At 46.8% G+C, this 21,236-nt stretch carries 14 protein-coding genes; 11 read left to right on the top strand and 3 right to left on the bottom strand.

Annotated elements, in window-relative coordinates:
* Nucleotides 1–20: 20 nt before the first annotated feature.
* Nucleotides 21–779 carry an acyl-ACP--UDP-N-acetylglucosamine O-acyltransferase gene (lpxA, locus tag B0H50_RS02330; RefSeq protein WP_158256411.1) on the top strand — a complete coding sequence of 253 codons (759 nt, stop codon included), beginning with the start codon at nucleotides 21–23 and terminating at the stop codon, nucleotides 777–779.
* On the opposite strand, the gene B0H50_RS02325 is transcribed toward lpxA, so the two are convergent.
* The gene (locus B0H50_RS02325; RefSeq protein ID WP_109587179.1) at nucleotides 776–1,954 is read right to left on the bottom strand and encodes a glycoside hydrolase family 5 protein; all 1,179 of its coding nucleotides are present in this window, start codon (nucleotides 1,952–1,954) and stop codon (nucleotides 776–778) included. The genes lpxA and B0H50_RS02325 overlap by 4 nt on opposite strands.
* A gap of 306 nt (nucleotides 1,955–2,260) precedes the next feature.
* On the opposite strand from B0H50_RS02325, the gene B0H50_RS02320 reads away from it, so the two are divergent.
* The 6 genes from B0H50_RS02320 to B0H50_RS02295 are packed head-to-tail and all read left to right on the top strand — an operon-like array spanning nucleotide 2,261 to nucleotide 11,597.
* On the top strand, nucleotides 2,261–2,995 hold the full coding sequence (locus B0H50_RS02320) for a CIA30 family protein (protein WP_233244474.1): 735 nt from the start codon (nucleotides 2,261–2,263) through the stop codon (nucleotides 2,993–2,995).
* A 9-nt stretch (nucleotides 2,996–3,004) separates the two neighbouring features.
* The gene (locus B0H50_RS02315; RefSeq protein ID WP_106197533.1) at nucleotides 3,005–5,224 is read left to right on the top strand and encodes a hypothetical protein; all 2,220 of its coding nucleotides are present in this window, start codon (nucleotides 3,005–3,007) and stop codon (nucleotides 5,222–5,224) included.
* A gap of 26 nt (nucleotides 5,225–5,250) precedes the next feature.
* The gene (locus tag B0H50_RS02310) at nucleotides 5,251–7,458 is read left to right on the top strand and encodes a hypothetical protein (RefSeq protein WP_233244472.1); all 2,208 of its coding nucleotides are present in this window, start codon (nucleotides 5,251–5,253) and stop codon (nucleotides 7,456–7,458) included.
* Nucleotides 7,459–7,474: 16 nt separating this feature from the next.
* Nucleotides 7,475–9,640 carry a hypothetical protein gene (locus tag B0H50_RS02305; protein WP_106197535.1) on the top strand — a complete coding sequence of 722 codons (2,166 nt, stop codon included), beginning with the start codon at nucleotides 7,475–7,477 and terminating at the stop codon, nucleotides 9,638–9,640.
* 11 nt (nucleotides 9,641–9,651) lie between these two features.
* A complete protein-coding gene (locus tag B0H50_RS02300) occupies nucleotides 9,652–10,533 on the top strand; it encodes a hypothetical protein (protein ID WP_106197536.1) in 882 nt (293 codons plus the stop codon).
* An 8-nt stretch (nucleotides 10,534–10,541) separates the two neighbouring features.
* Nucleotides 10,542–11,597, top strand: a complete 1,056-nt coding sequence (locus B0H50_RS02295; protein WP_106197537.1) for a glycoside hydrolase family 18 protein — start codon at nucleotides 10,542–10,544, stop codon at nucleotides 11,595–11,597.
* Nucleotides 11,598–12,110: 513 nt separating this feature from the next.
* Here B0H50_RS02295 and B0H50_RS02290 read toward each other — a convergent pair.
* Together B0H50_RS02290 and B0H50_RS02285 are read right to left on the bottom strand one after the other, a co-directional pair.
* Nucleotides 12,111–14,300, bottom strand: coding sequence for a glycoside hydrolase family 5 protein (locus B0H50_RS02290; RefSeq protein ID WP_109587178.1), 2,190 nt, complete (start codon nucleotides 14,298–14,300; stop codon nucleotides 12,111–12,113).
* A 36-nt stretch (nucleotides 14,301–14,336) separates the two neighbouring features.
* The gene (locus tag B0H50_RS02285; protein ID WP_109587177.1) at nucleotides 14,337–16,547 is read right to left on the bottom strand and encodes a glycosyl hydrolase family 8; all 2,211 of its coding nucleotides are present in this window, start codon (nucleotides 16,545–16,547) and stop codon (nucleotides 14,337–14,339) included.
* A gap of 563 nt (nucleotides 16,548–17,110) precedes the next feature.
* Between B0H50_RS02285 and B0H50_RS02280 the strand changes: the two genes are divergently transcribed.
* From B0H50_RS02280 to B0H50_RS02265, 4 genes are all read left to right on the top strand, one after another.
* Nucleotides 17,111–17,746, top strand: coding sequence for a T9SS type A sorting domain-containing protein (locus B0H50_RS02280; protein ID WP_158275870.1), 636 nt, complete (start codon nucleotides 17,111–17,113; stop codon nucleotides 17,744–17,746).
* A gap of 166 nt (nucleotides 17,747–17,912) precedes the next feature.
* A complete protein-coding gene (locus tag B0H50_RS02275) occupies nucleotides 17,913–19,301 on the top strand; it encodes a glycosyl hydrolase family 8 (protein ID WP_158256412.1) in 1,389 nt (462 codons plus the stop codon).
* 116 nt (nucleotides 19,302–19,417) lie between these two features.
* Entirely contained in the window at nucleotides 19,418–20,242 is an 825-nt protein-coding gene (locus B0H50_RS02270) for a BatD family protein (RefSeq protein WP_106197542.1), read from the top strand.
* A 7-nt stretch (nucleotides 20,243–20,249) separates the two neighbouring features.
* Entirely contained in the window at nucleotides 20,250–21,236 is a 987-nt protein-coding gene (locus tag B0H50_RS02265; protein ID WP_106197543.1) for an AAA family ATPase, read from the top strand.

The raw sequence follows: 21,236 nt of genomic DNA, 5'->3' as shown, positions 1-21,236 counted from the left end.
ATTTATTATTTGGCAAACTTATGATTCATCCTTCCGCTTATGTGAGCCAGAACGCCAAAGTCGCAGCCAGTGCCTGCATTGGCCCGTGGTGCATCGTCGAAGACTTTGCCGAAATCGGGGAAAATGTGATTTTAGAATCCCGCGTGCGCGTGCTTTCTCATGTAAAAATCGGAGCGGAATCGCAGATTTTTGACGGCGCAATTTTAGGACAAATTCCGCAAGATTTAAAATTTAACGGCGAAGAAACCGTTCTCGAAATCGGGAAGCGTTGCATTATCCGCGAATATGCAACATTACACCGCGGCACGGCTTCTACCGGGAAAACTCTCGTCGGCGACGATACTCTCATCATGGCTTATTCGCATGTGGCGCATGATTGTCAAATCGGAAAAGGCGTTGTCATTTCAAACGGTGTGCAGCTCGCGGGACATGTTCAAATCGGCGATTACGCAAATCTCGGCGGGACTGCGGGAGTTTCGCAAAATTGCCGCATCGGCGCATACAGTTTCGTCGGGGCAGCTCTCAAAGTCGATCGCGATGTGCCGCCGTATGTCAAAGCACTCGGAAATCCGCTGCGTTTTGCTGGGGTCAATTTGCACGCGCTGCGCCGTTTCCCGCAAGAATTTCCCGAAGAGCGCATCATTCAAATCGAAAAAATTTACCGCGAACTTTTTCATTCGCGGCGTCCCTTTGCAGAACTCGCACAAGAAATGGCGAAATCCGAAGACTTCGCCATTCGCCAATTTTTTTCCGCCGAAAATTTTCCGATGATTCGTTAATTTTGGAAGAACGCTTCGCGCGCTCCCGGATACCATTTTGCATTCTCGCGGTCGTAAGCTTCGAAGCCGCCGACTTTCGTAAAGCCCCAATAATGCCAACTAAATCCCGCTTCTTCGGCAGCGGCGACAGTCTTTTTATTCCACAACGCCCATCTCAAATCACTTGGACCATCGGAACCGCAGCTGCTACGGCTTCCTGCGGCAATGCCAAATTCGCCCATATTCATCGGAATGTGTCCGCCGTTGACATCGGGATAGTATTGCGTCGCGAGGGCGACGTATTTTGTAAAGTCTTGCTTGGCGGTATTGGCGTATGAATTATCGCCGACGCATTTATAACCGTGGCCTTCGTGTGAGAATGTATAAGGCTCATAATAATGCCCCGAGAAGATGATGTTTCCATCTTGCGGGAGGCGCAATTCGCCAATCTGATGGAATTTTGCCATTTGATTTGATTGGAAAATAATCGTTTTATTCGGCGCAGCCGCACGGATAACTTGGTAAGCGCTGAGGAGTAAATCGTTCATCAATTCCGCTTTCATCGCCGGTTCATTGTAAATATCAAAGGCGAGAAGTGAGTCCGGATAATTATTGAAAACCGATGCGACTTGCGCCCACAACGCGAGGAAATGTTCCTTGTGCATCGCCCAAAGGCTCGGATCGGTCGGATACATTTTCGCCGCTTCTTCGATTTCTTTATACCAGTGGAAATCCATAATCACAGCAAGTCCTGCTTCAATCGCTAAATTGACATCTTGAATCACGCCCGCCATGCGTTCAGCGTTAATTTCGTGAGTGAGAATATTCGAATTTTGCTGCCAGCGCACCGGAAGGCGAATGGAATTAAATCCCGCATCTTTGAGAAGTTTAAAATCGCCATCGTCAATCGGATTGCCCCAACCATCATCCAAGTCGACGCCAAAGCCAAAATTAAACCAATCGGGTGCGCCTGTCGAATCGCCCGAATCCCAAGAGTTGCCGAGGTTTATGCCTCTGCCTAAGCGCGCATTCATCGCACGTCCTGCAGAATAATCCACGGGAACGGGGACGAATTCAGCTGTTCCTGAACTCGTCGAAGTCGAAGCAGAAGAAAGCGAAGCTTGGGTGGCGCCACCATCGCTAGAACAAGCGATAAACGCTGCAGCAAAAAGAGCGGGGAGGAAAAGTTTTTTCATCGGGCATTCCTTGGGAATGTGAAAGCAAATTTGCGCTAAAATTAGATTTTTTGTCAAAAAACGGGAAAATGTTAACGAAAATTAAAAATAGCGAGGAAAATCACAGAAAACGGAAATTTAACGAAAATTTAATAATAGTTCATTCTTGTAAATTCTTCTTAACAAAAGAAAATCTCCGCACAAAAGTTGGGCTTTCCCGCCGAAAAATCGTAGAATGCAATTCTTTTTTTGCATAACGCCGAATGTGAAATGGCGAAAATCTATTTATATTGTAGCTCACTGGATTTTTGGAGAATTTTAAAAATTATGAATGCAATACAAAAACCCATTTTGAAGTGTCTGTTTGCGACTCTTCTTCTGGTGTCTTTCGCGTCGGCTGGTTTCGGTGATTACCGCAACCGCGATGAATCTCGCTTTATCATGAAACCGGCAAAGCCGTTCCGCCCGGATAAAGATGTGGTGACGGTCGTTATGCGCGAAGCCATTCCTCGTGGCGGTGGATATACTTATCAATATCCGCGTGAAAACCCCGAACCTATCCTCACGGATAAGTACGCGATGGAAGGCGCTCTCTCGATGGAAATCGAACTCATCGCGAGCGATTATTCGGGTGTGGCAATTTGTATTGCGGGCTCGGTGGACCTGACTCCGTATCTCGAAGAAGGCGTCTTGGAATTTTGGATTAAAGGTGAAAAGGGCGGCGAAAACGCTCTGTTCGTGCTCGTGGACGACGGGGTGAAGACCGGCGGCGAATCGATGCAGGTAAAGCTCCGCTCCAAGAGTCTCGGCGAAATCACCACCGAATGGAAACACTTCAGCATTCCTCTCAAACTCTTCGGGATGACCGGTGTGTATTGGGATGCCAAGAATACTCGCGAAGTCATGCTCCCGTTTGGTTGGGCAAACTTCAAAGGATTCCGCTTGGAAGTCCGCAAGGATGAAAACGAATCCTTCAAAGTGTGGATTGACGATATCGTGATTAAGAAGCACGGCAAACCTTACGAAGGTCCGGCTCACTATCCTTTCCGCAATGCGATTTAAGAGGGTTTTATGCGTAAACTAGTTTCTTCTTTTTTAATCGCTTCTTGCGCAGCCTCGGTTTGGGCTCTCCCGACCCAGCTGCAGTTGGATTCGATTCACGCCTCTTTGGATACGCTTTCTAGCAATATGGAATCAACGCTTCTCGGCAAGGACGATCTGCCGGTGGCGGTCTCGGGCTTTATGGCATTCCGCGGCAAGAATTTCCATTATTCCAATACTGCGCCCGCATTTGGAAGCGATAAAGCGCGCACAGCGATCGACGCTATTTTCAAAGCGAACATCGTTGCGATGCCGAACTCGTACATGACATTGTGGACGAACTTCGCATTCCCATTTGATCTTTCGGGAACTTTCGGCAACAAGTATGCAACGCAGCCGACCGCAGTGCCGACTTACGATGAACGCGTTCTTTACGATCATTCGACCGACTATTATTCTTCGACAATCGACGAAGAATTTAATGTGGGTGCCGATATTCGCGCAGGTGTCTTTGGTGCTTACATTACCGCAGGCGGTGTGATTTGGGCAAATTCTTCGCCTCTCACCATGTGGGAACGCGAAACCGCTCCGCGTTTTGCTTGGCAGTACGAACTCTTCGAGGACGAAAAGACTGTCAGTACTTACTATAAAGAAAAAGTCTTTAAGCCGGTGAAAGAAGGCGGTCGTGCATTCTGGACGAACCGTTCTTTTGGCGGTATCTTTGCAAACGTTTACCAGTTGCCGTATAATATGAAGGCGCAGTTCATGGTGTCGCAGCCGATGGACGCCGACATGGGTACGCGCGATGGTTTGCGTCTTTTTGCAGGTCAGCCGGGCGAACTCGAAACTTACGGTTTGCACGATATGCGCGGTTCCATTTACCACGCTCGTATCGCCAAAGACAAACTGATGGAAACGATGACCCTCGGTTTGAACTATATGGGCGTCGTCTTTGACAAAGGCATTATTTACGAAAGCGAATTCCGCGATCAATGGTTGACTGCGGGATACGAACCGATGCTTTTGAATACGCATGTTGCTTCTATTGATATTAAGGGTAACATCACTCCGAAACTCTACTTCATGGCCGATGTGGCGTTGAGCATCACCGATTCTCTTAACTTCTACAAGTCGGAATCGGGAAATTACACGCGTGATGATTATTCTTCTTCTGTGGCGAATCCGCAGGTCGGCGTTTACATTAAAGCGCAGAGCAAGTACATCGAAGGCTGGCCGATGACTATCGAAGGAATTTACCTTCCGAAGGATTTCTATTCTCCGTATTCTCTCAGCAACCCGTCGCGTTTTACCGGTTGGCGCAAAGATGAAACTTACTTGAATGCAGGTTCTCTCCGCTATTCACCGAATATGATGGGCTTGAACTTCAAATTGGAACCGACCTTTAACCGTGGCTATTTCGACTTCCAATACGGTCAACATCGTCAAGTTGAAGAAGGAAACGATGTCATCGTTTTCAACTACCGCTTGAATGGTCGTAACATGTGGGAAAGCACCAATTCTTGGACAAAGCACAAACCGATTTTCTGGGCAGACTCGGGTAATGCGGATCCGAAGGCTTCGGGCTATGTCGCTCGTACTGGTGTTCTCGAACCGGGTACCGGCATCAAGCTTCGCCGTCAACGCGGCGGCCTCTACGGTGGAACTTGGGAAATGTGGGAATCTTTCACCGCTTACGAAAACGGCGAACAGATTGCGAAGGGTGAAGTCCCGAGCCACGCAAAATGGTCCTCTTATGTTTCTGTGATGGGCGGTTACGATATCGGTCACTGGTTCAATACCGAACGCACTGTGATGATGACCGGCTACGCAGCCCTTTCGGGAATTTCGACGACGATTGCTCCGATTGCTTACAGCGAAGATCAAAAAGACATGCTTCTCTGGAGCTTCTACGGCCAATTTGAACCGTCTATTGCGGTAACGCCGACCTTCCATATGGTGGGGCTTCTCGGTATTGAAATGTTCCGCTCGAAGAATGCTTATACGAGCTATAGCGTAAGCAATAACCTTTCTAAGACCTCCTCTATGTATAGTGAAGTTTCCACTTCTTATTTCGCTTATGCACCGATCAATTATCTCGAAACCGCAATCGGTATCGGGTTTGACTGGGACTTTGCAGACCGCGCCGGTTTGCATGTGCGCTACAAGTGGATGACTCATAGCGACGAAGTGATTTCTGTCAACGATTGGCATTCGCATTATGTCGCTGCAGAAACCAAGGTCTGGTTCTAAGGAGGGCGTAAACAATGAAAAAGAATATGAATAAGTTTCTGATCGCTTTCCTGGCTGCTGCTGTGACCGCTCCTGCGGCTACAGAATGGCAAACTCAAGAAAAGTTAAACGCCAAAGTAGATTCCATCAACGCCAAACGCGGGGTGGAAATCGGCGGAAAGATTCGTGCGATTGCGCAGACTTCGTATTTTGATACGGATCAAGATCCGAATGGCACAAGTGATATGCCGGAAACGGAACGCAATGAAATGGCAAATGCCGATATTGATTTTCATTTCCGTCCGTTCGAAAATGTGCGTGCCAATGTGATGCTCCGGATGGGCGCTGGCATGCAAGAATACTTCTCTTCGGCGTCGAAGACTCTTTCGGTTGGCTGGTTAAATGTCGAAGGGAATATCGGCAAAGACTTCTACTGGGTCGTCGGTGATTTCCGTCAGCAATATACGCCGTTAACCCTCTTCTCTCCGGATGTCGAAATTCTGTATGAACCGCTCATTTTTGCGCGCAAGCGTCATATGGCGGAATCGCAGGAACTTTTGGACGGCAATCAGCGCAATTTACAAGGTGCGAATGTTCAATTCCGTCACTACTTCGGGAGTGCGGTGGGTGAACTTCGCGTCGAAGCGTTGGCCGCTCGCTTAAATCGCACATCGGTCCTCGACCTTTCCGCTGCAGAAGGCAACATCCTTCCGAATGATTCGGTTGCGGGTGCTTCGCAAGCGTCGAATATGGACAAGTGGGTGATTGCGGGTAACTTGGAACTCCTTCCGATGGACAAGAATTTATATGTCGGCGTGACTCCGATGTATATCTTCGATAACAAAGATTCCCGTTCTTATACTTACCGTCACCAAGGTCTCTTTGTCGGCGATCCTTATGAAATGCAAGACATTAACCCGTTCGAAATCGATCCGCAAAAGACGACAATCGTGAGCGGTCGCGTGGGCGGTGATGTCGCAGGCATTCTCGGCAATAAGAACTTAGTCTTGGATCTCGTGGCAGAATACGCTTATTCTTCGGACGAAACTTACAAGCACGAAGGCGTTCCGGTCATCGATATGACAACGGGACTTCCTGCTGTCGACGAAGAAGGCAATGCCATTTCTCAAGATGTCGCAAAAAAGAAAACTCTGAATGGTTCCGCTCTCTTGGTCAACATGAATGTGGGTTACAAGATGGAATCGGATTGGGGAGTTGTTCTCGGTATGGACATCGTCCGAAACGACAGCAACTGGTTTAACAACCTCGCTCAATCGCCGAAATTCTTCGCTCGCCGCATTTTGAATTCCGATATCGATGGCGAAACGATTAAGTATGGCGTCAATTCGCCGCTCTACTCTTCTTTTGACGCTCTTTATAACTATTCGCCGAAGTTCTCCCCGGTCGCTCGCACCTTGGGAACGGACGACGGCGCTTTGAGCAGCGGACAGAGCAAGAGCTATAACATTGCTCCGTTCAACAAGAGCTCTTGGAAGTCGAATGTTTATACCCGCGCTCAGCTCGCTTTAATTGAACAGATGAGCGATCCGGCGCTACAACTTTCTCTCCCGAATGGTCTTGCGACTTCGAACCGTCAAGGTGGACGCGGCAACTTAAAGTTCAACTGGAAAGATTACGCCGAAGTTCAAGCGATGGGTAGCTACTTTATGCAGGTTTCTGCGTTGAGCGGTTACAAAGAAGCGAAGTATTTGGAATTTGGCGGTGGCGCAAAGGTCGATGTGTTCAAGATGCTCGGCTTCCAGAAACCGCTCGAAATTTCGGGCTCCTATAAGCATTCCGAACGTAAAATCGATACCGATGGTTGGGGTGATTTAGGTCTTACCGATGGAACCGCAGAACTCAAGAGTGACTTTATCAATGCGGGTTTGTATGTGCAATACTTGCCGCGTCTCGGCTTTACCGCAGGCTTCCAATACATCAAGACCGATTACAATACCTATGAAGGACTTTCGACTGGCTTGAAGGCTCCGTTGATGAGCGGCAAGCAAATGCAGTGGATGGTCGGTCTCGATTATACCTTGGCAAAGGACGCTTGGCTTTCGATCAATTACGGAAGAGTTTCTGTAAAGAACGAATACAATACCGCAGCTTTGGTGGCTGATAATGCGAGTGGCAATTTTGAACAGCCTTACAACCTGCCTTCTTACTACGATGTGACAACCGATGCATCGGGTAAATTCAAACATGAATTTAGCCAAGCGATTGTCGAAGCCTCCATCAACGTGGAATTTTAGTGGGAGGGACTAAAGAATGAAGAACTTGAATATGAAAAACTTGCTCGGCTTCTCTTCGGTGCTCTTCCTTTCGGCGGCTACCGCATTTGCGCAGCCCGAAGTGGAATCTTCGGCACAACAGCCTATTGCAGAACAACAAAAGTCTTTGTTTGAAAAACTGGATTCTTTGAATGATGCTGTTCTCGGTTTGCGCGTGAACGGATCCGTCAAAGCGGGCGTTTTGACTTCGATGGCAAAGTCGGATCAATTTAGCTCGAATTCACCGGAACAAGAAACGCAGGCTTATACAACCGCAAACTTGGTCTTTACCGCACGTCCGAGTTCCGAAACGCAAGCTCGCGTTGAACTTCGTTTGCACAAAGATTGGCAGAGCGCATACGAAGAGAACAATAACCCGATTATCGGACATTGGTTCTCTTACGATGGTTTAATTCTCAATAAGCACGTTTCCTTCAACTTGGGTTACATGCGTGTCGGTTATTCTCCGTACACCTTATACACGCCGCAGCCGAACTTTTTGCAAGAACCAGAAATTTTTGCTGCTGCCCGTGCAGAAGCGATGGAAAAGCGCAACTTGGATACGACAAACAATCGCCTTTTACAAGGCTTGAATGTCGTCTATAACAGCGGAAATCTCGGTGCTGTGGACAATGTGATGTTCCAAGCAACGGGCGCTCGCTTGCGCAATATCTCGAAGAAAAATGACGAATCCTTCTTTGACTTTGACTGGGCGGATCGTTATTTTGTCGGTGCTCGCTTAGGCGTTGACGCTTACGGTGCTCATGTGGGCGCAAACTATGTTTACGTCTTTGACCGCGAATTGAGCTTCTTAGCCCATGACGTCGATCTTGCGGATTCTGTCGTCTTGGACGAAAACCAAGTCTTCTCGGGAGAATTTGGCTTTGATTCCAAGAAACTTCTCCCCGATTTGCCGGTAACCTTCGGTTTAACGGGTGAATTTGCCATGTCTTGGTGGAATGCGGATTTGTATCATTCGGCAACCAAGACGAATTACGAATATGTGATTCAAAGAGGACGCATTCCAAATGCAAGTGGAGCGATGGATTCCATTGCTTATGTCAAGAAAATCGCTTCAGATGAAAATGTGACCGTTTCGGAAGATTTTGCGGATGACGACGGCAAGAGCTTCTATATCGCGCCTTATGTGAAGACGAGTATCGAAAACTTCAACTTGGAATTGCGCGCACGCTATTTGCAGAACGATGAAAAGTTCTGGTCTGAAATGGCAGCGGCTCCGGCTTATCGCGGAAATGCTGTGATTTTGAACGCAAACGCTCTCTATGCGGATTCGGTTTATTCGGGCTTGGTTTCGACCTTTGGCATGTCTAGCCTTGAAAATCTCTACTTCCAAGTTTATAACTCCAATCCGTATAACGCAAGCAACATTCAATCTTCGTCGAAGGCGAATGTATTGTCTTCCAATAATGGTGAATCGGATTATATGTATTCCCGCTTGTATAACAACTACAAGAATGTGCATACCTATCGCAATGGCTACAACGCCAACACCATTAAGCGTTTGGATTTGAATGAAGCGCTCTTCTTGATGGATGGCTCTTTGGATATGGCTCTTCCGTATGGCATTGCAACCCCTGACCGCAAAGGCTTTGATGTTGCCTTTGATGGCGATTGGAATGCTGCGGTGAATGTGAATGTGCGCTTCTCGCAATACAATCAAGATGCGATTGATAACAAGTACACGCAATACGCTGTGGGTCTCGGCGTTCGCGTGGATCAAGTGCTCAAACAATTTGACACCGATTTTAATCGCGTCTTCGTGCAAGGATCCTTTGCGCATTCCGAAGAAGATGCTTACTTTAAGCGGAAATCCGACCGCATTATGGCGGGTGTTTCTGCCGAAATTTGGGGCCCGATCGGCTTCCTCGCAGGCTTTGAACAATTCAAGATGGAATACGGTAACCCGCTCGTAATCAGTTCTTCGGCGATGATTACCAAGACCGAAGAAATGCTTCTCCGCGTGGGTCCGCGCGTCAAAATTGCTCCGGCATCTTACCTTTCCATTCAATACGGACTCTTGACCGATAAAGTGAAATTCAACCGCTCTGTCACCGACCCGGCTACGGCGGTAACGACAGAAGTGCATGATGAACTTTCGATCGATAAGAATGTGATTATGGCCGACGTGACGGTAACATTCTAAGAGGTGCGACTATGATGAATAAATCTTTAACTCTTTTAGTAGCTTTGGGAACCTTTGCGTTCACCGCTTGCTCCTCGTTGGATGTTTCTTCTTCGGAAGCGTATGAAGACAATTACCCGAAAGACTTCCAAGCAGAAACTTATATGAATTTGCATCCGGCACTTCGCAGCTTGCAGATTCAAGACTATGTTTCGGCGCTGAATGATGCCGCAACAGTCGATTCGTTGACTTTTGCAGTGGATACAGCGATGTTCTTTGGCGATACCGCGACATTGCATCAAATTTATGCGAATCCGCTATATGCCGGTTATTCCGAAGAATTGTGGCAAGATGATTGGACCGCGATGACTGTCGTGGACACAACCTTCAAATTGGATACTTTAGCTTTGAAAGTTGCCGACCTTATTGCCAAAAAGCCAATAGAAGTCTTAAATGTCAAACTGACTTACAGCGCAGAAGGCAAAATCACGAATGTTTCTGGCGAAATCAAGGATTCCGTAGATGCTACGAAAATGATTCCTGTTTCGTATGACATTGACGATTCTGCTTATTCGGTTGTAAAACTTCATGGGGCTACGACGCAAGAAAATCTTGAGAAGTTTACGATTGATACAACTGTTACTTTAGGCGGAATTCCGGCGGATAAGAAAAAACAACTGCTGAAATTCAACTTCAAAACGACTACTGAGGATTTGGCTGCGTTAGCTGCGATTCCGGTGGATTGGGAAGCGATTAGCTTGCAGTATGTATTTTATGGTAGAACGCACGGCTGGGCTTATCGCCTTTGCTCGGATGCCGAATCGATGAATCCGATTCAAGCGGAAGAAGTTTATCCGGCGACGAAAACTTATTGCGTAGATGCCGCTGGCATTGTCCGCGAAATTGCGGAATGAGGTCTTTTATGAACTTAAAATGGATCGCTCTTTCTTTGGTCTTCGGTTGCGCCGCACTTGCGAATGCTGCAGCTGATAAAGTCGTGGGATATTTCCCGTATTGGAGCCAATATTCGCAATTTGCGCCAAAAGATATCCGCTACAATATGGTGACTCATATTCACTATGTTTCGCTTTCGCCTTCTTCGGATGGTTCTCTCGCCTTTGCCGATGAAAACGATGCGGAAAACTTTAAGGAACTCGCCAAACTTTCGAATGAAAATAAGGTAAAGCTGATTGTTTCGATCGGTGGCATGGAACAAGAAGGAACTTTAGCAGAAATTGCAGGCTCCGATGAAATGCTTTCGACTTTTGCAAACAATGCGGCTTCTTGGATTTCGGAAAATGGTGCTGCGGGTGCCGAATTGGATTGGCAAAATCTTACCGCCGAAAATGCCGAAGCTTTTGGCAAAATGGTCAATGCTTTGAAGGAAGCTTTGGGCGATAAAGAACTTGCGGTGACCGCTTATCCGCAATCATCTGCAGACGCTTATAGCGCCGAAGCCTTGAACCGTGCCGATTACATTACCGTCTTTGTGCCGGATCAAATGACCGAAGAATCTTCGGAATTAAAGCCGAATCAGAGCGTCACCGTTTTTGAAGAAGCGATGAATACTCTTTCGAGTAAGGGCGTTGAAAAAGATAAACTCGTTCCGGTTGTGCTTTTCTATGGTAAAAGCTTTACAGGAGCCAAAGGTTTGGGCGAAGCGCAAACCGGTATCGGTAGCGGTAACGAAGGCATTCTTTCGTATAAAGAATTGATGGCGAAGTTTGATACGCCGGATTATCAGGTGACCTTTGATGAAGCCTCGAAATCCGAAGTTGCTGTCAGCGATATGGAATCCATCGTCTTTATGGGAATTCCTTCGGTAAAAGCTCTCGCAGAAACGGTGAAAAACGAAGGCTACGCAGGCGTTGCGGCTTACGACCTTTCGCAAGATCACACGGAACCGATTGTTTCGCTGTTAGTCACCATCGGACTAGAACTGAGACCCGATGTGAACTACAAGCCGAAGAAAAAGTAAAAGAAAAAAATTCCCAGCAAAAGCTGGGAATTTTTTTATGTGGAAATTTGTAGAGTTTGGCGCGGCGAAGCCGTACGGGTCTTAAGAACTTTGAGCTGAGAGCTTTGAACTTAGAACTCTAAGCTCTAAAATCTAAGTTCTAAGATCTTGCATTTCCGCGCGGAGCACTAGTTTCAATGCACAATTAACAATTATAGCAAGGTGAGAGTCGCAAAAATGAGCTTGCTCATTTATGACCGAGCCGCAGCGTAATGGGCGTAAGTCAATGCATAATTAACAATTGAGAATTAGGCGCGCCTTTGGCGCGCAGCACGTTCCCTCGCCAAAGGCTTCTGCGATGACGGCTTTCCATTAGAAGCGATCGCATAACGGACTGGCCTCACAATTGACGAAATTAAAGCACTGTAAAAAAGAACCGCGAAAGCGGTTCTTTTTCGTTCCTAATTTTTTATTCGTTGTAAATAGAACTGGCGCAGCAAAGCCGCGCCAGTTCTTCATTTTCTGTTCTAATTTTTATTGCTTATTCCAGTGAAAATTAGACTGGTTGCTGCCTTGCTTGACCCGCATCATATAAGAGCCGGTGGGGAGGTTTTCGAGCGAGATTAAGTGCGAGCCGGCGGAGAGGTTTTGCTTTTGGCTTGCGATGACTTTGCCTGCGGGGGTGTAAATTGCCCACGAAACAAAACCGCTTTGCGGAACTTGCAGCAAAAGGCCGTTTTCTTGAATTTGAGTGCGGAACGGAGCGACTTTTGCTTTTGCAAGAATCGGAGCGTTATCGAATTCGGTTTTGTTGACCGCAAGAGTGCTATCGCCGACGACGACAGTAATCGTTTGATCTAACGGTTCGTAATTGTCATCGCCGGGGGCAGAGGCGTTAATCAGCACAATTGCATTTTCTGTTCCGGCTTGAATTGCGGTGCCGACTTTCGTCAAATACGGAGTAGACGGTTGACCGTTATAAGTATAGGTCACAGGGACTGTTTGATTGACAACATCAGGAAGCACTTTTTCTCTGGAAAGAGCTCCGAGAGCAAGAGTCCAATTTTTGAAATAGGAACTCAGTTTGTAGAGGCCTTTCTTATAGGAAACTGTAATGGTCTCGTTGAGTGCGCGGTAGCCGGTAACAGCGGGCGCAGTAATGACGATTTTTCCGTCACCATAGACGCCTGTAAATTCTGCAAAAGTAACGGTTTTATTTTGTGCACTATAACATTGGGTGATAGTGCAAGTTCCCGTTTTTACTTTGACGATTTCTGGATTTAAAGCTTTAAAAGATAAAGTTCCTTTTTGGGTTGTTGTTGTACTGACTGTAAGAATTGTTTCTAATGGATTTGTTCCGGTATAATTTTTTACAGAATGACCTTGCGAGCAGTTTCCGCCGTAACGGCAAAGGAAGCTGACGATTCCCGAATTTTGTTCCGGTTCCGCTTCCACCGTGATGATGGATTGAGAACCATCGTTTCCGGTGAGGATGGCATAGCCCGCATCGAGAATGGTTGCGGTTCCGCCCGAAACGGTGACTGCCGATTCATTGCTCGAAGTGTAGGTGCAACCGGCTGGTAAAGTTACAGAACCTGCGGTTTGCTTGACTGTTTTGGAATCAAAGTGGCAAGAACCTGCAGTCTTCCCGGCGAGTAAAGAATCTGCCCAAGAACTAGTGTGCGATGTCAAATAGTTTTTGACAAGCGTGCCCGAAGTGGTGTATTTTGCATTCGCCAAAGCTTCTTGAGTATTCAAAATCTCGCTGCCGTCAAACATGGCGGATTTTTCGCTTTTGTTGTCGATAGTGCTTGTATAATTGCGGAAGCTCCAGTTACAGTTGCTCAAATGATTTGTTTCCATAAATTGGAACCAATCTTGAGTTGCGCTGGCATCGGGTTCTCCATCACCGTCGGCGTTCGTTGTGCCCCATTCCGAAATAAAGACCGCATTGCCGGCATTTTTGGCGGCGGTAATTCGTGAACCAAAGGAACCGACTTTATGAGTGCCCGCGTAAAAGTGGAAAACATACGCCACATTGTTGGCGGTGACGCCACCATAAGAGCCGAGCTGTGACCAACTTGGAGTGCCGACTAAAATCAAGTTTTTAGAGTACTTGCGAATTCCTGCAGAAACGGTATTGGCGTAGCTGACAATCGTATTCCACGCTGTATTGACCGGTTCATTATAGATTTCAAAAATCACATTCGGAATATTTGCATACTTCTGCGCAATCTTATTGAAAAAATCAACCGCTAAAGCTTGCTCATTTTCGGCGCGGTGACTGTGCCAGTCCACGATAATGTAAACATCGTTTTCAATTGCCACTTGCACCATCTGATCTAATTTAGAGAGATAAGATTCGGGGGCGCCAACATAAGAATAGCTAGCATCCATCGGTTCTGAGGCGTTTCCTTGCGAATTGTAGTATTGAATGCCCATCGCAAAACGGAACACATCAATCCCTAAATTCTTGACTGCCCAAGAAATCGATTCGGAATTGTAGTATTGAATGCCTAATGCATCGGACCAGAAAAGGCTTACGCCGCGGAGCATTACTTCTTTGCCGTTGACTAGGCTTACGATTTTTCCGCCGTCGGTACCGAGTGCGCCGTAATTTTGCACAGGACCCACGCGCAGAGGTTTTGCGCTTGTCGCATCGGCAAAAGCGGTAGAAGCTAATGCCAAGAGGCCGACGCAAAGGAACTTGGTTAATTTTTTCATTTCGAATCTCCTAAAGTTACCCAACCCAGGATGTATTTATTTTTGAATTTTTAAGAATTGCGAATGAGTTGCCGTCGAAAGACGCAACACATAAAGTCCGCTAGCGGGAGCGAGAGCGTCTAATGCGATGTCGCCTGTTCCGCTCACAGTCTTGCTCGCGAGTAAATTGCCTTTCAAGTCGTAGATGCGGAGCTTTGCTTGGTTTCCGACTTGTTCAAAGTGTACGCTCTTTCCATTTTGGCTAAGGAGCGCTTTGCCGACGGCTTTTTTCGGGGCTTGAATGGCATTGATTTCTTTCAAGTTTGAGATAATATTGCCGTCCTTATCTTGCAAAGCAATTTCTTTCAAAGCAAATGAAGCAAATCCGGATTTTTGCATCTTGGCATCAAATTTGACACCGCGAACTGCTTTCAAAACATCGGGCGCATCCATATTTCCTTGAAGACCTGTCCACGCGGGATAAGTGAGAGTGTTAAAATTCTTATAGTAACCGCTTGTGTTATAGCTAATATCAATATCGAGAACTCGCCAATCTTCGGTCGGTGGCAGATAATAGCCCGGTTCGCCGCCTTCTTTGTCTTGGTTTAAGGTTTCTTGATCCAAGAGAGAGAATCGGACAACACCTTTGCTCTTATAAACAATGTGCACATTTGCTAAATCGCTTAAATCATAGTAAGCTTGGCTAGCGTCAAAAGAGCAAGCGATGCCCGCAAAAGGATATTTCAAATCAGCGGCGCCGGTGTAGAGCGGTTCTGGACCGATAAACATTTCGGCTGCGACCATATTGGTGCCATCGAGTTGTTTGAAAACTCCCGAAGTGCCCGAATCCGGATACATTTTAGTTTGGCCGAGCTTATCGGAATAAACTCCCCAATGCGTGAATCCTGAAATCGCGGGATGTTCTGCGGTGTCAATTAAAGTGCCTTCGGGCATTTTCGGAGTTTGCACATCTGCCGGGTTCGGCGTAAAGGCGGTATAACCCGTCATATTATAGAAGTTCGGCATATTTCCCGTGAGGAGGAGCATATAGAGCACATTTAATGTCGCCGCAAAATATTGTTCTCCCGAGCTAGATGTCAACGATTCTTTTCCTTGTGTGTTGGCGAGGGTATAATATAAACCTTCTAAGTAAGCACCCGGATTATCGGCCGAAAGCATCGAAAGTCCGAGACCGCCTGTAAAATCCGAAGAAACAAAGACGTCGGTTTCTGTAGAACCGTCTACATTATAACCCGGCGCAAGCATCCCTGCGTAGCCGTAAGAAATAGAATCTAACCAAGAAATGATTTTATCGTTGCTCGCTTTGGCGCCTTTGATTCCGTACCAAGAATAGCCCCAAGCCATACGCCACGGCGTACGAGTCGCATCATTATAAAATCCGAGGTAACCGCTAGTGACATTTGCGCTTGTATGTGTAGGTTTGTGAGAGCTCCAATCGCACCAGTCCGGCATTAAACCGGTCGCGGCATTTTGGCATAATTGCACTTCGGCGGTGGCTTTTTCGACAGCGGTTTGCCAGAAGGCGTCTTTCGTCACTTCGTAAAAAAGTTGGAAGGCGGCTACCGCAGAATAACTTGGGTTAAATGCATCATTCCAGTTGCTGCCCGGACGAATTGAGCCGTCGGAATTAAAGTCGTTGGACTTTGTCCAAGTAATCAATTTCTTCGCTTCTTCTAAATAAGTGGGATTATTCCACTGTTTCGATGCCATGACCAGGGCGAGGGCTGCATCGAATTCGGCGTCGCTTGCCGTACCGGAACCGTCAACACTTCCTGTGTAATTGTCGATTTTCCAATCCATCCCTTCGCCGTTCCAACTGTTGCAGCCATTTCCGTTGGAACCTTTGCCGTAGCACTTCCAATATTTCCATAATTTATCGAATTCGGCTTGATGATCGCTCGCCGTGCTCGACATATAAACCATTAACAACATACCGTAAGCGATGCCTTCGGAAACGGTGCTTTCGGCGTGTTCGTCGGGACTAATCACGCGTGCTGTGCCCGCAGGCATTTGGGCGTTTGCGCTTTCGGAGGCGCCGTCGTATTTGGCGTAGAAAGTCCCGGCTTCGGTGTACCACGCTTTTTTCCAAACATCAAAGTGCTTTTGAATGGAGTCGGTTACCGCTGATTTAAATGTATTGCCGTAGGGATAGGCTTGATTTTGCGGAAAAGGAAAACTCGGTGCCGCATTGGAAAAAGAAAATGCGGTAAGACCGGCGATAAAAAGGGATTTGGTAAAATGTTTCATAGCCTACAAAATAATCATCGAAAAGGCAAATTGAAAAACTTTTATTGTATAAATTTGTTTAAAATGTTTCTGTTTATCACAGAATGGGGGATAATTGGGAAAAATGAATTGTAAAAATAAAATTAACAAATGTGCAAATTATCGCAAAAAAGCGTTTTTTTGAAAAAAAATGCCGCTGCCAAAAAAAATCCCTTTTCTTTTTGCAAAAAAAAGATATATTAAGTTGCAAACCGCCCGCATAGGGCATTCACATTAACAAGAGAGAGAAAACTATGAACAAGAAAATCCTCGCAGCTTCTGCAATTCTCGCTGCAGTTTCTATGTCTTTCGGTATGGAAACTTGGGTTGGTGGACCTGATTCCTACCGCGTTGAAACCGGTGTGGGTGATGTTACTGACGACACCTATGGTTATTGGTACGATTACAACGATAACAAGGAAACCGCTGATAATGGTCCGGGAACCTCGAAGATTACTTGGCCTACAGATAAAGGTAACCAATACGCTGACGACGCAATGGATCCGATTATTGATATGTGCGGTGGTATTTGCGGTTCCGCTACAATGGGTGGTCCTTACAAGTATCCGTTCGTTGGCGTTGGTTTCAACTTGGTGAGCGGAAACCAAGAAGGTGCTGATATTTCTTCTTGGGGTGGTATCTGCCTCGGTTACAAGTCCGATGGAATTGCTCCGGCACTTGAAATTGCACCGGAAGATGAAGGTACTCTTACCAAATACAATAACTACAAGGCTTCTTTGAAGATTGCTGCGGTCGTGACGGTTGTGGACCTTCCTTGGGCTCAGTTCAAGCAGGAAGCAGGCTGGGGCAATAAAGTGGATCAGTCTATTGTTCTTAGCAAGGCTTCTGCAATCAAGTTCAAAATGGCTGCTGCTGACGGCAAGACAACGAACTTCAACGTTGCTCAAATCGGTGAACTCGGCAAGTGCGATGGCTCTGCAATCCAATCTGTGAAGTCTGCATCTGCATTGAAGGCTTCTGTTGCTGGTCGCACTCTCGCTATCTCTGGCGTGAAGGCTGGTGCAACGGTCGAAGTGATCAACCTCCAAGGCCAAGTGATGCTCAAGAGCGTTCTCAACTCGGCAAACGCTTCTTTGAACCTCGCTAACATGGACGCAGGTATCTACATGGTTCGTGTTGCTGGTCAAGCAAATCTCAGCCAGAAGATTGTTCTCAAGTAATTGAGAATTCTCTTTGGGAATTTAGAATGGAGTCTGTGTGATGCAGATTCCATTCTTTTTTTGTAAGCAGAAATTTTCCTTGCTTTGGGTGGGAATTGGGATTTTCCATTATATATTTAAGAAGACTTTTCCCGTATTGAGATACGGCAATCTTTTTGGAGATTTTATGCAGTTAAAACTTCCCCTTTGCACTGTCGCCTTGTGTGCGATGTTCGGCTTGAACGCTTGCTCGAGCGACAGCTCTTCGAGCCCAGATCCCGTGGATCCGACCTCTTCGGGTTCTGTGATAATTCCGACCAGTTCTGCGGGCGGATCGAGTGGAAATGTTCCTGTGGCGAAGACATCACGCCTTCCGGCGACGGCGAATGCTTTGTATACCGATGCGCTGTATCCGACTTGGAAAGGTTTCCATTATACTACTCAAGAAGAAGAAGCGACAAAGTATCCCACATTAGGGGCTCAGTTTGGGGAAATTTTTGGTGCTTATAATGCTCAAGGATTGGCTGCAGCTCGTGTAATTTGGTCAACTTATAACTATGCGGGTTGCCAAATTGATGAAGCACAAGGCACCAATATGTATAAGCGCGGCTGTACCGTTTCGGAAGGAATCGGTTATGGTATGTTAATTACGCTTTTCCAAGGCGATATGGATGCATATAACCGTCTTTGGGTTTATAGCAAAGCGTATCGCAATACTTCGTATGCAAGCGGACACGCTTTGATGCCTTGGCTTACTTCGTCCTTTAGCTGGGATATTGGCGATGATGCGAGTGCGACGGATGCGGACTTGGATATCGCTGCTTCGCTCGTGATTGCGTATTATCAAACCGGAAATGCCGCCTATTTAGAAGATGCGTTGACTTTGATCAATGCGCTTTGGACTTATGAAGTCAACCCGACAAATTTGCTTCTCTATTCGGGAGATACGCCGATGTGGACTGGGGCTGATCCGGCTTACAACTTGAGCTATTTCTCTCCGGTGGCGCTTCGCTTGTTTGCTGCTGTAGATCCCACACATGATTGGAAGGGTGTTTTGGATGCCGAATATGCCTTTATGCAACAAGTGCAAGCCGCTGGCACGGGCGTTTTCCCTGATTGGTGCAATGGCGCTGGTGTTGCTGTGGATCCGAATAATAATTCAGCGCAAGCGAGTTATTGGCGCTTTGACAAGGAATCGGTGCGTATTCCGTGGCGTTTGGCTTGGGATTATTACTGGTTCCAAGATGAACGCGCTGCTACCATCTTGAATACTTTGAATACATTTATCGCAACGCGTTCGAACAATGATCCGGCTCAGATTCCTGCGGTGAAATATTCTTGGAATTTGGCTGTGGGCAGTGACAAAGAAATGTCTAAAGTTCCGATGGAATGGTGGGGGGCTTGGTGCTTAACCGGTATGGCTGGCGCCGATGCTTGGGTTGATGCCTGCACCAATATCTTTAATGCAAAGCAGATGACGCTTTCTACAACGAGCTACTTTAGTGATATTCTGCAGATGATGATGAGTCAGTTGCTGAATGGTAAGTACGTGAAGCCGGCGACTCTCGGATTCTAATCCTTTGCTTTGAAAAAAGTTTGAAAACGCCCGCCTTTGGCGGGCGTTTTTGATTTTACCTTTTTATGAATTTTTCGTGACGCTTTTGAGTGGGGAGATTTTTATATTCTTTTTTGATGATCACGGATTCTTTGCAAAATCAAATGGCGGTGGATTCGGCGGCTGCCGCAGAACCTTTACAGATTAACATTTCGGTTCATGCAGATTCCCTTTCTTTGCCGATTTTACAAGGCGACACTTTTGAATATAAAGTGAATGTCGCCTGGCAAGCGCCAGCGGGGCAAAGTTCGGTTTTAATTTTGCCCGTGTCTTCGGCAAATGCGAAGGGAATTTCGCAGTTAAGCGTCCGCGAAGAACATTCTCGGGTGGTGCAAGGGAAAAATTCGATTTCGAATACGCAGTTCGTTTATACGCTTACCGCGAGCGATACGGGGAATGTTTCGATTCCTGCGTTGAAATTTCAAATTCCTTCGGCGAATGGACCTTTTGAATTTTCGGCAGAAGAAATGCATTTTCGCGTGGATACGCCGTCGCATACGGCTGCGTGGACGATTTTAAGCGTGTTTCTGCTTGCGATTTTAATCGCGGGCTTTGTTCTAATTCAACGAAAGCGGAAAATGGCTGCAGCGCACGCGAAAACAGAAAAGCGCGAACAAGATGAATTTGCCGAAGAATTTATTTTGCTCAAGAAGCGGGTGACGAAAGCCGACAGCCGCACTTGGATTTTGGATTTGGAATCGCTTTGCAAAAAGTGGGCGAAAAAACAATTCGGCAGTGAAAATTTAGAGGAACTTGCCGCCAACGGAAAACTTGTCAACTGGGATGCGCTTTTGCAAGAATTTGCGCAGGCGCGTTACGGTGGCGGTGATCGCGATGCTTTCCAAAACAAAGAACTTTGGAAAATCGCTGCAAAACTTTTAAACATTCAAGAAGACGATTGAGGTCAACATGACAAACGTTCAAGAACTTTCGGAAAAAATTAAAGATCAGAGCCATTTTTGCGTGGACCTTTTACGCGAAGTAGAAGGCACGGTCATCGGGCAAAAGGATATGGTGAAGAGCATTCTCACAGGAATTCTCGCCGATGGACATATTTTGTTGGAAGGTCTTCCGGGACTTGCGAAGACGACTGCGGTGCAAGCTTTTGCAAGCGCAGTTTCGTTGGATTTTAAGCGGATTCAATTTACTCCGGATCTTCTCCCGGCGGATTTACTCGGTACGACTATTTACAATGCGAAAGAATCCCGCTTCGAAACGCGGAAAGGCCCGCTTTTTACCAATTTGGTTTTGGCCGACGAAATTAACCGTGCGCCGTCGAAAGTGCAGAGCGCACTTCTCGAAGCGATGCAGGAACGGATGATTACCATCGGCGATGAAACGTATCCGTTGGACGCTCCGTTTTTGGTTCTCGCAACGCAGAACCCGATTGAACAAGAAGGCACTTATCCTTTGCCCGAAGCGCAAGTCGATCGTTTCTTGTTAAAGGTTAAAGTGGGTTACCCCGGCAAAGAAGATGAAATGAAAATTCTCGAAGCGGTGAGCGGTTCGGGATTAAAGGTGCCGCAAGCGGTTGCGAATAAGCAAGACATTTTGAATGCGCGGGAATTGGTGAAAGAAATTTACGTGGACGAACGCATCCGCGAATACATTGTGAATTTGGTTCTTGCGACGCGTGATCCTGCGGGAATTAAGAAAGCGGAACTTGCCGGATTTATTTCGACGGGAGCTTCTCCGCGTGCGTCTATTGGACTTGCGAAAGCAGCGAAAGCGCATGCGTTTATCGAAGGCCGCGGTTATGTGACTCCCGAAGATGTAAAAGCTGTCGCGATGGAAGTGTTGCGTCACCGCATTATTTTGAGCTACGAAGCAGAAGCCGAAGAAGTTTCGGCAGAACTTGTGGTGCAGAAAATTTTGGATTCGGTCGAAGTGCCATAA

This window comes from Hallerella porci, from assembly GCF_003148885.1.
Taxonomy (GTDB): Bacteria; Fibrobacterota; Fibrobacteria; order Fibrobacterales; family Fibrobacteraceae; genus Hallerella; species Hallerella porci.
Note: the sequence above shows the minus strand (reverse complement) of the source record. Positions and strands in the feature narration are given on the sequence as shown.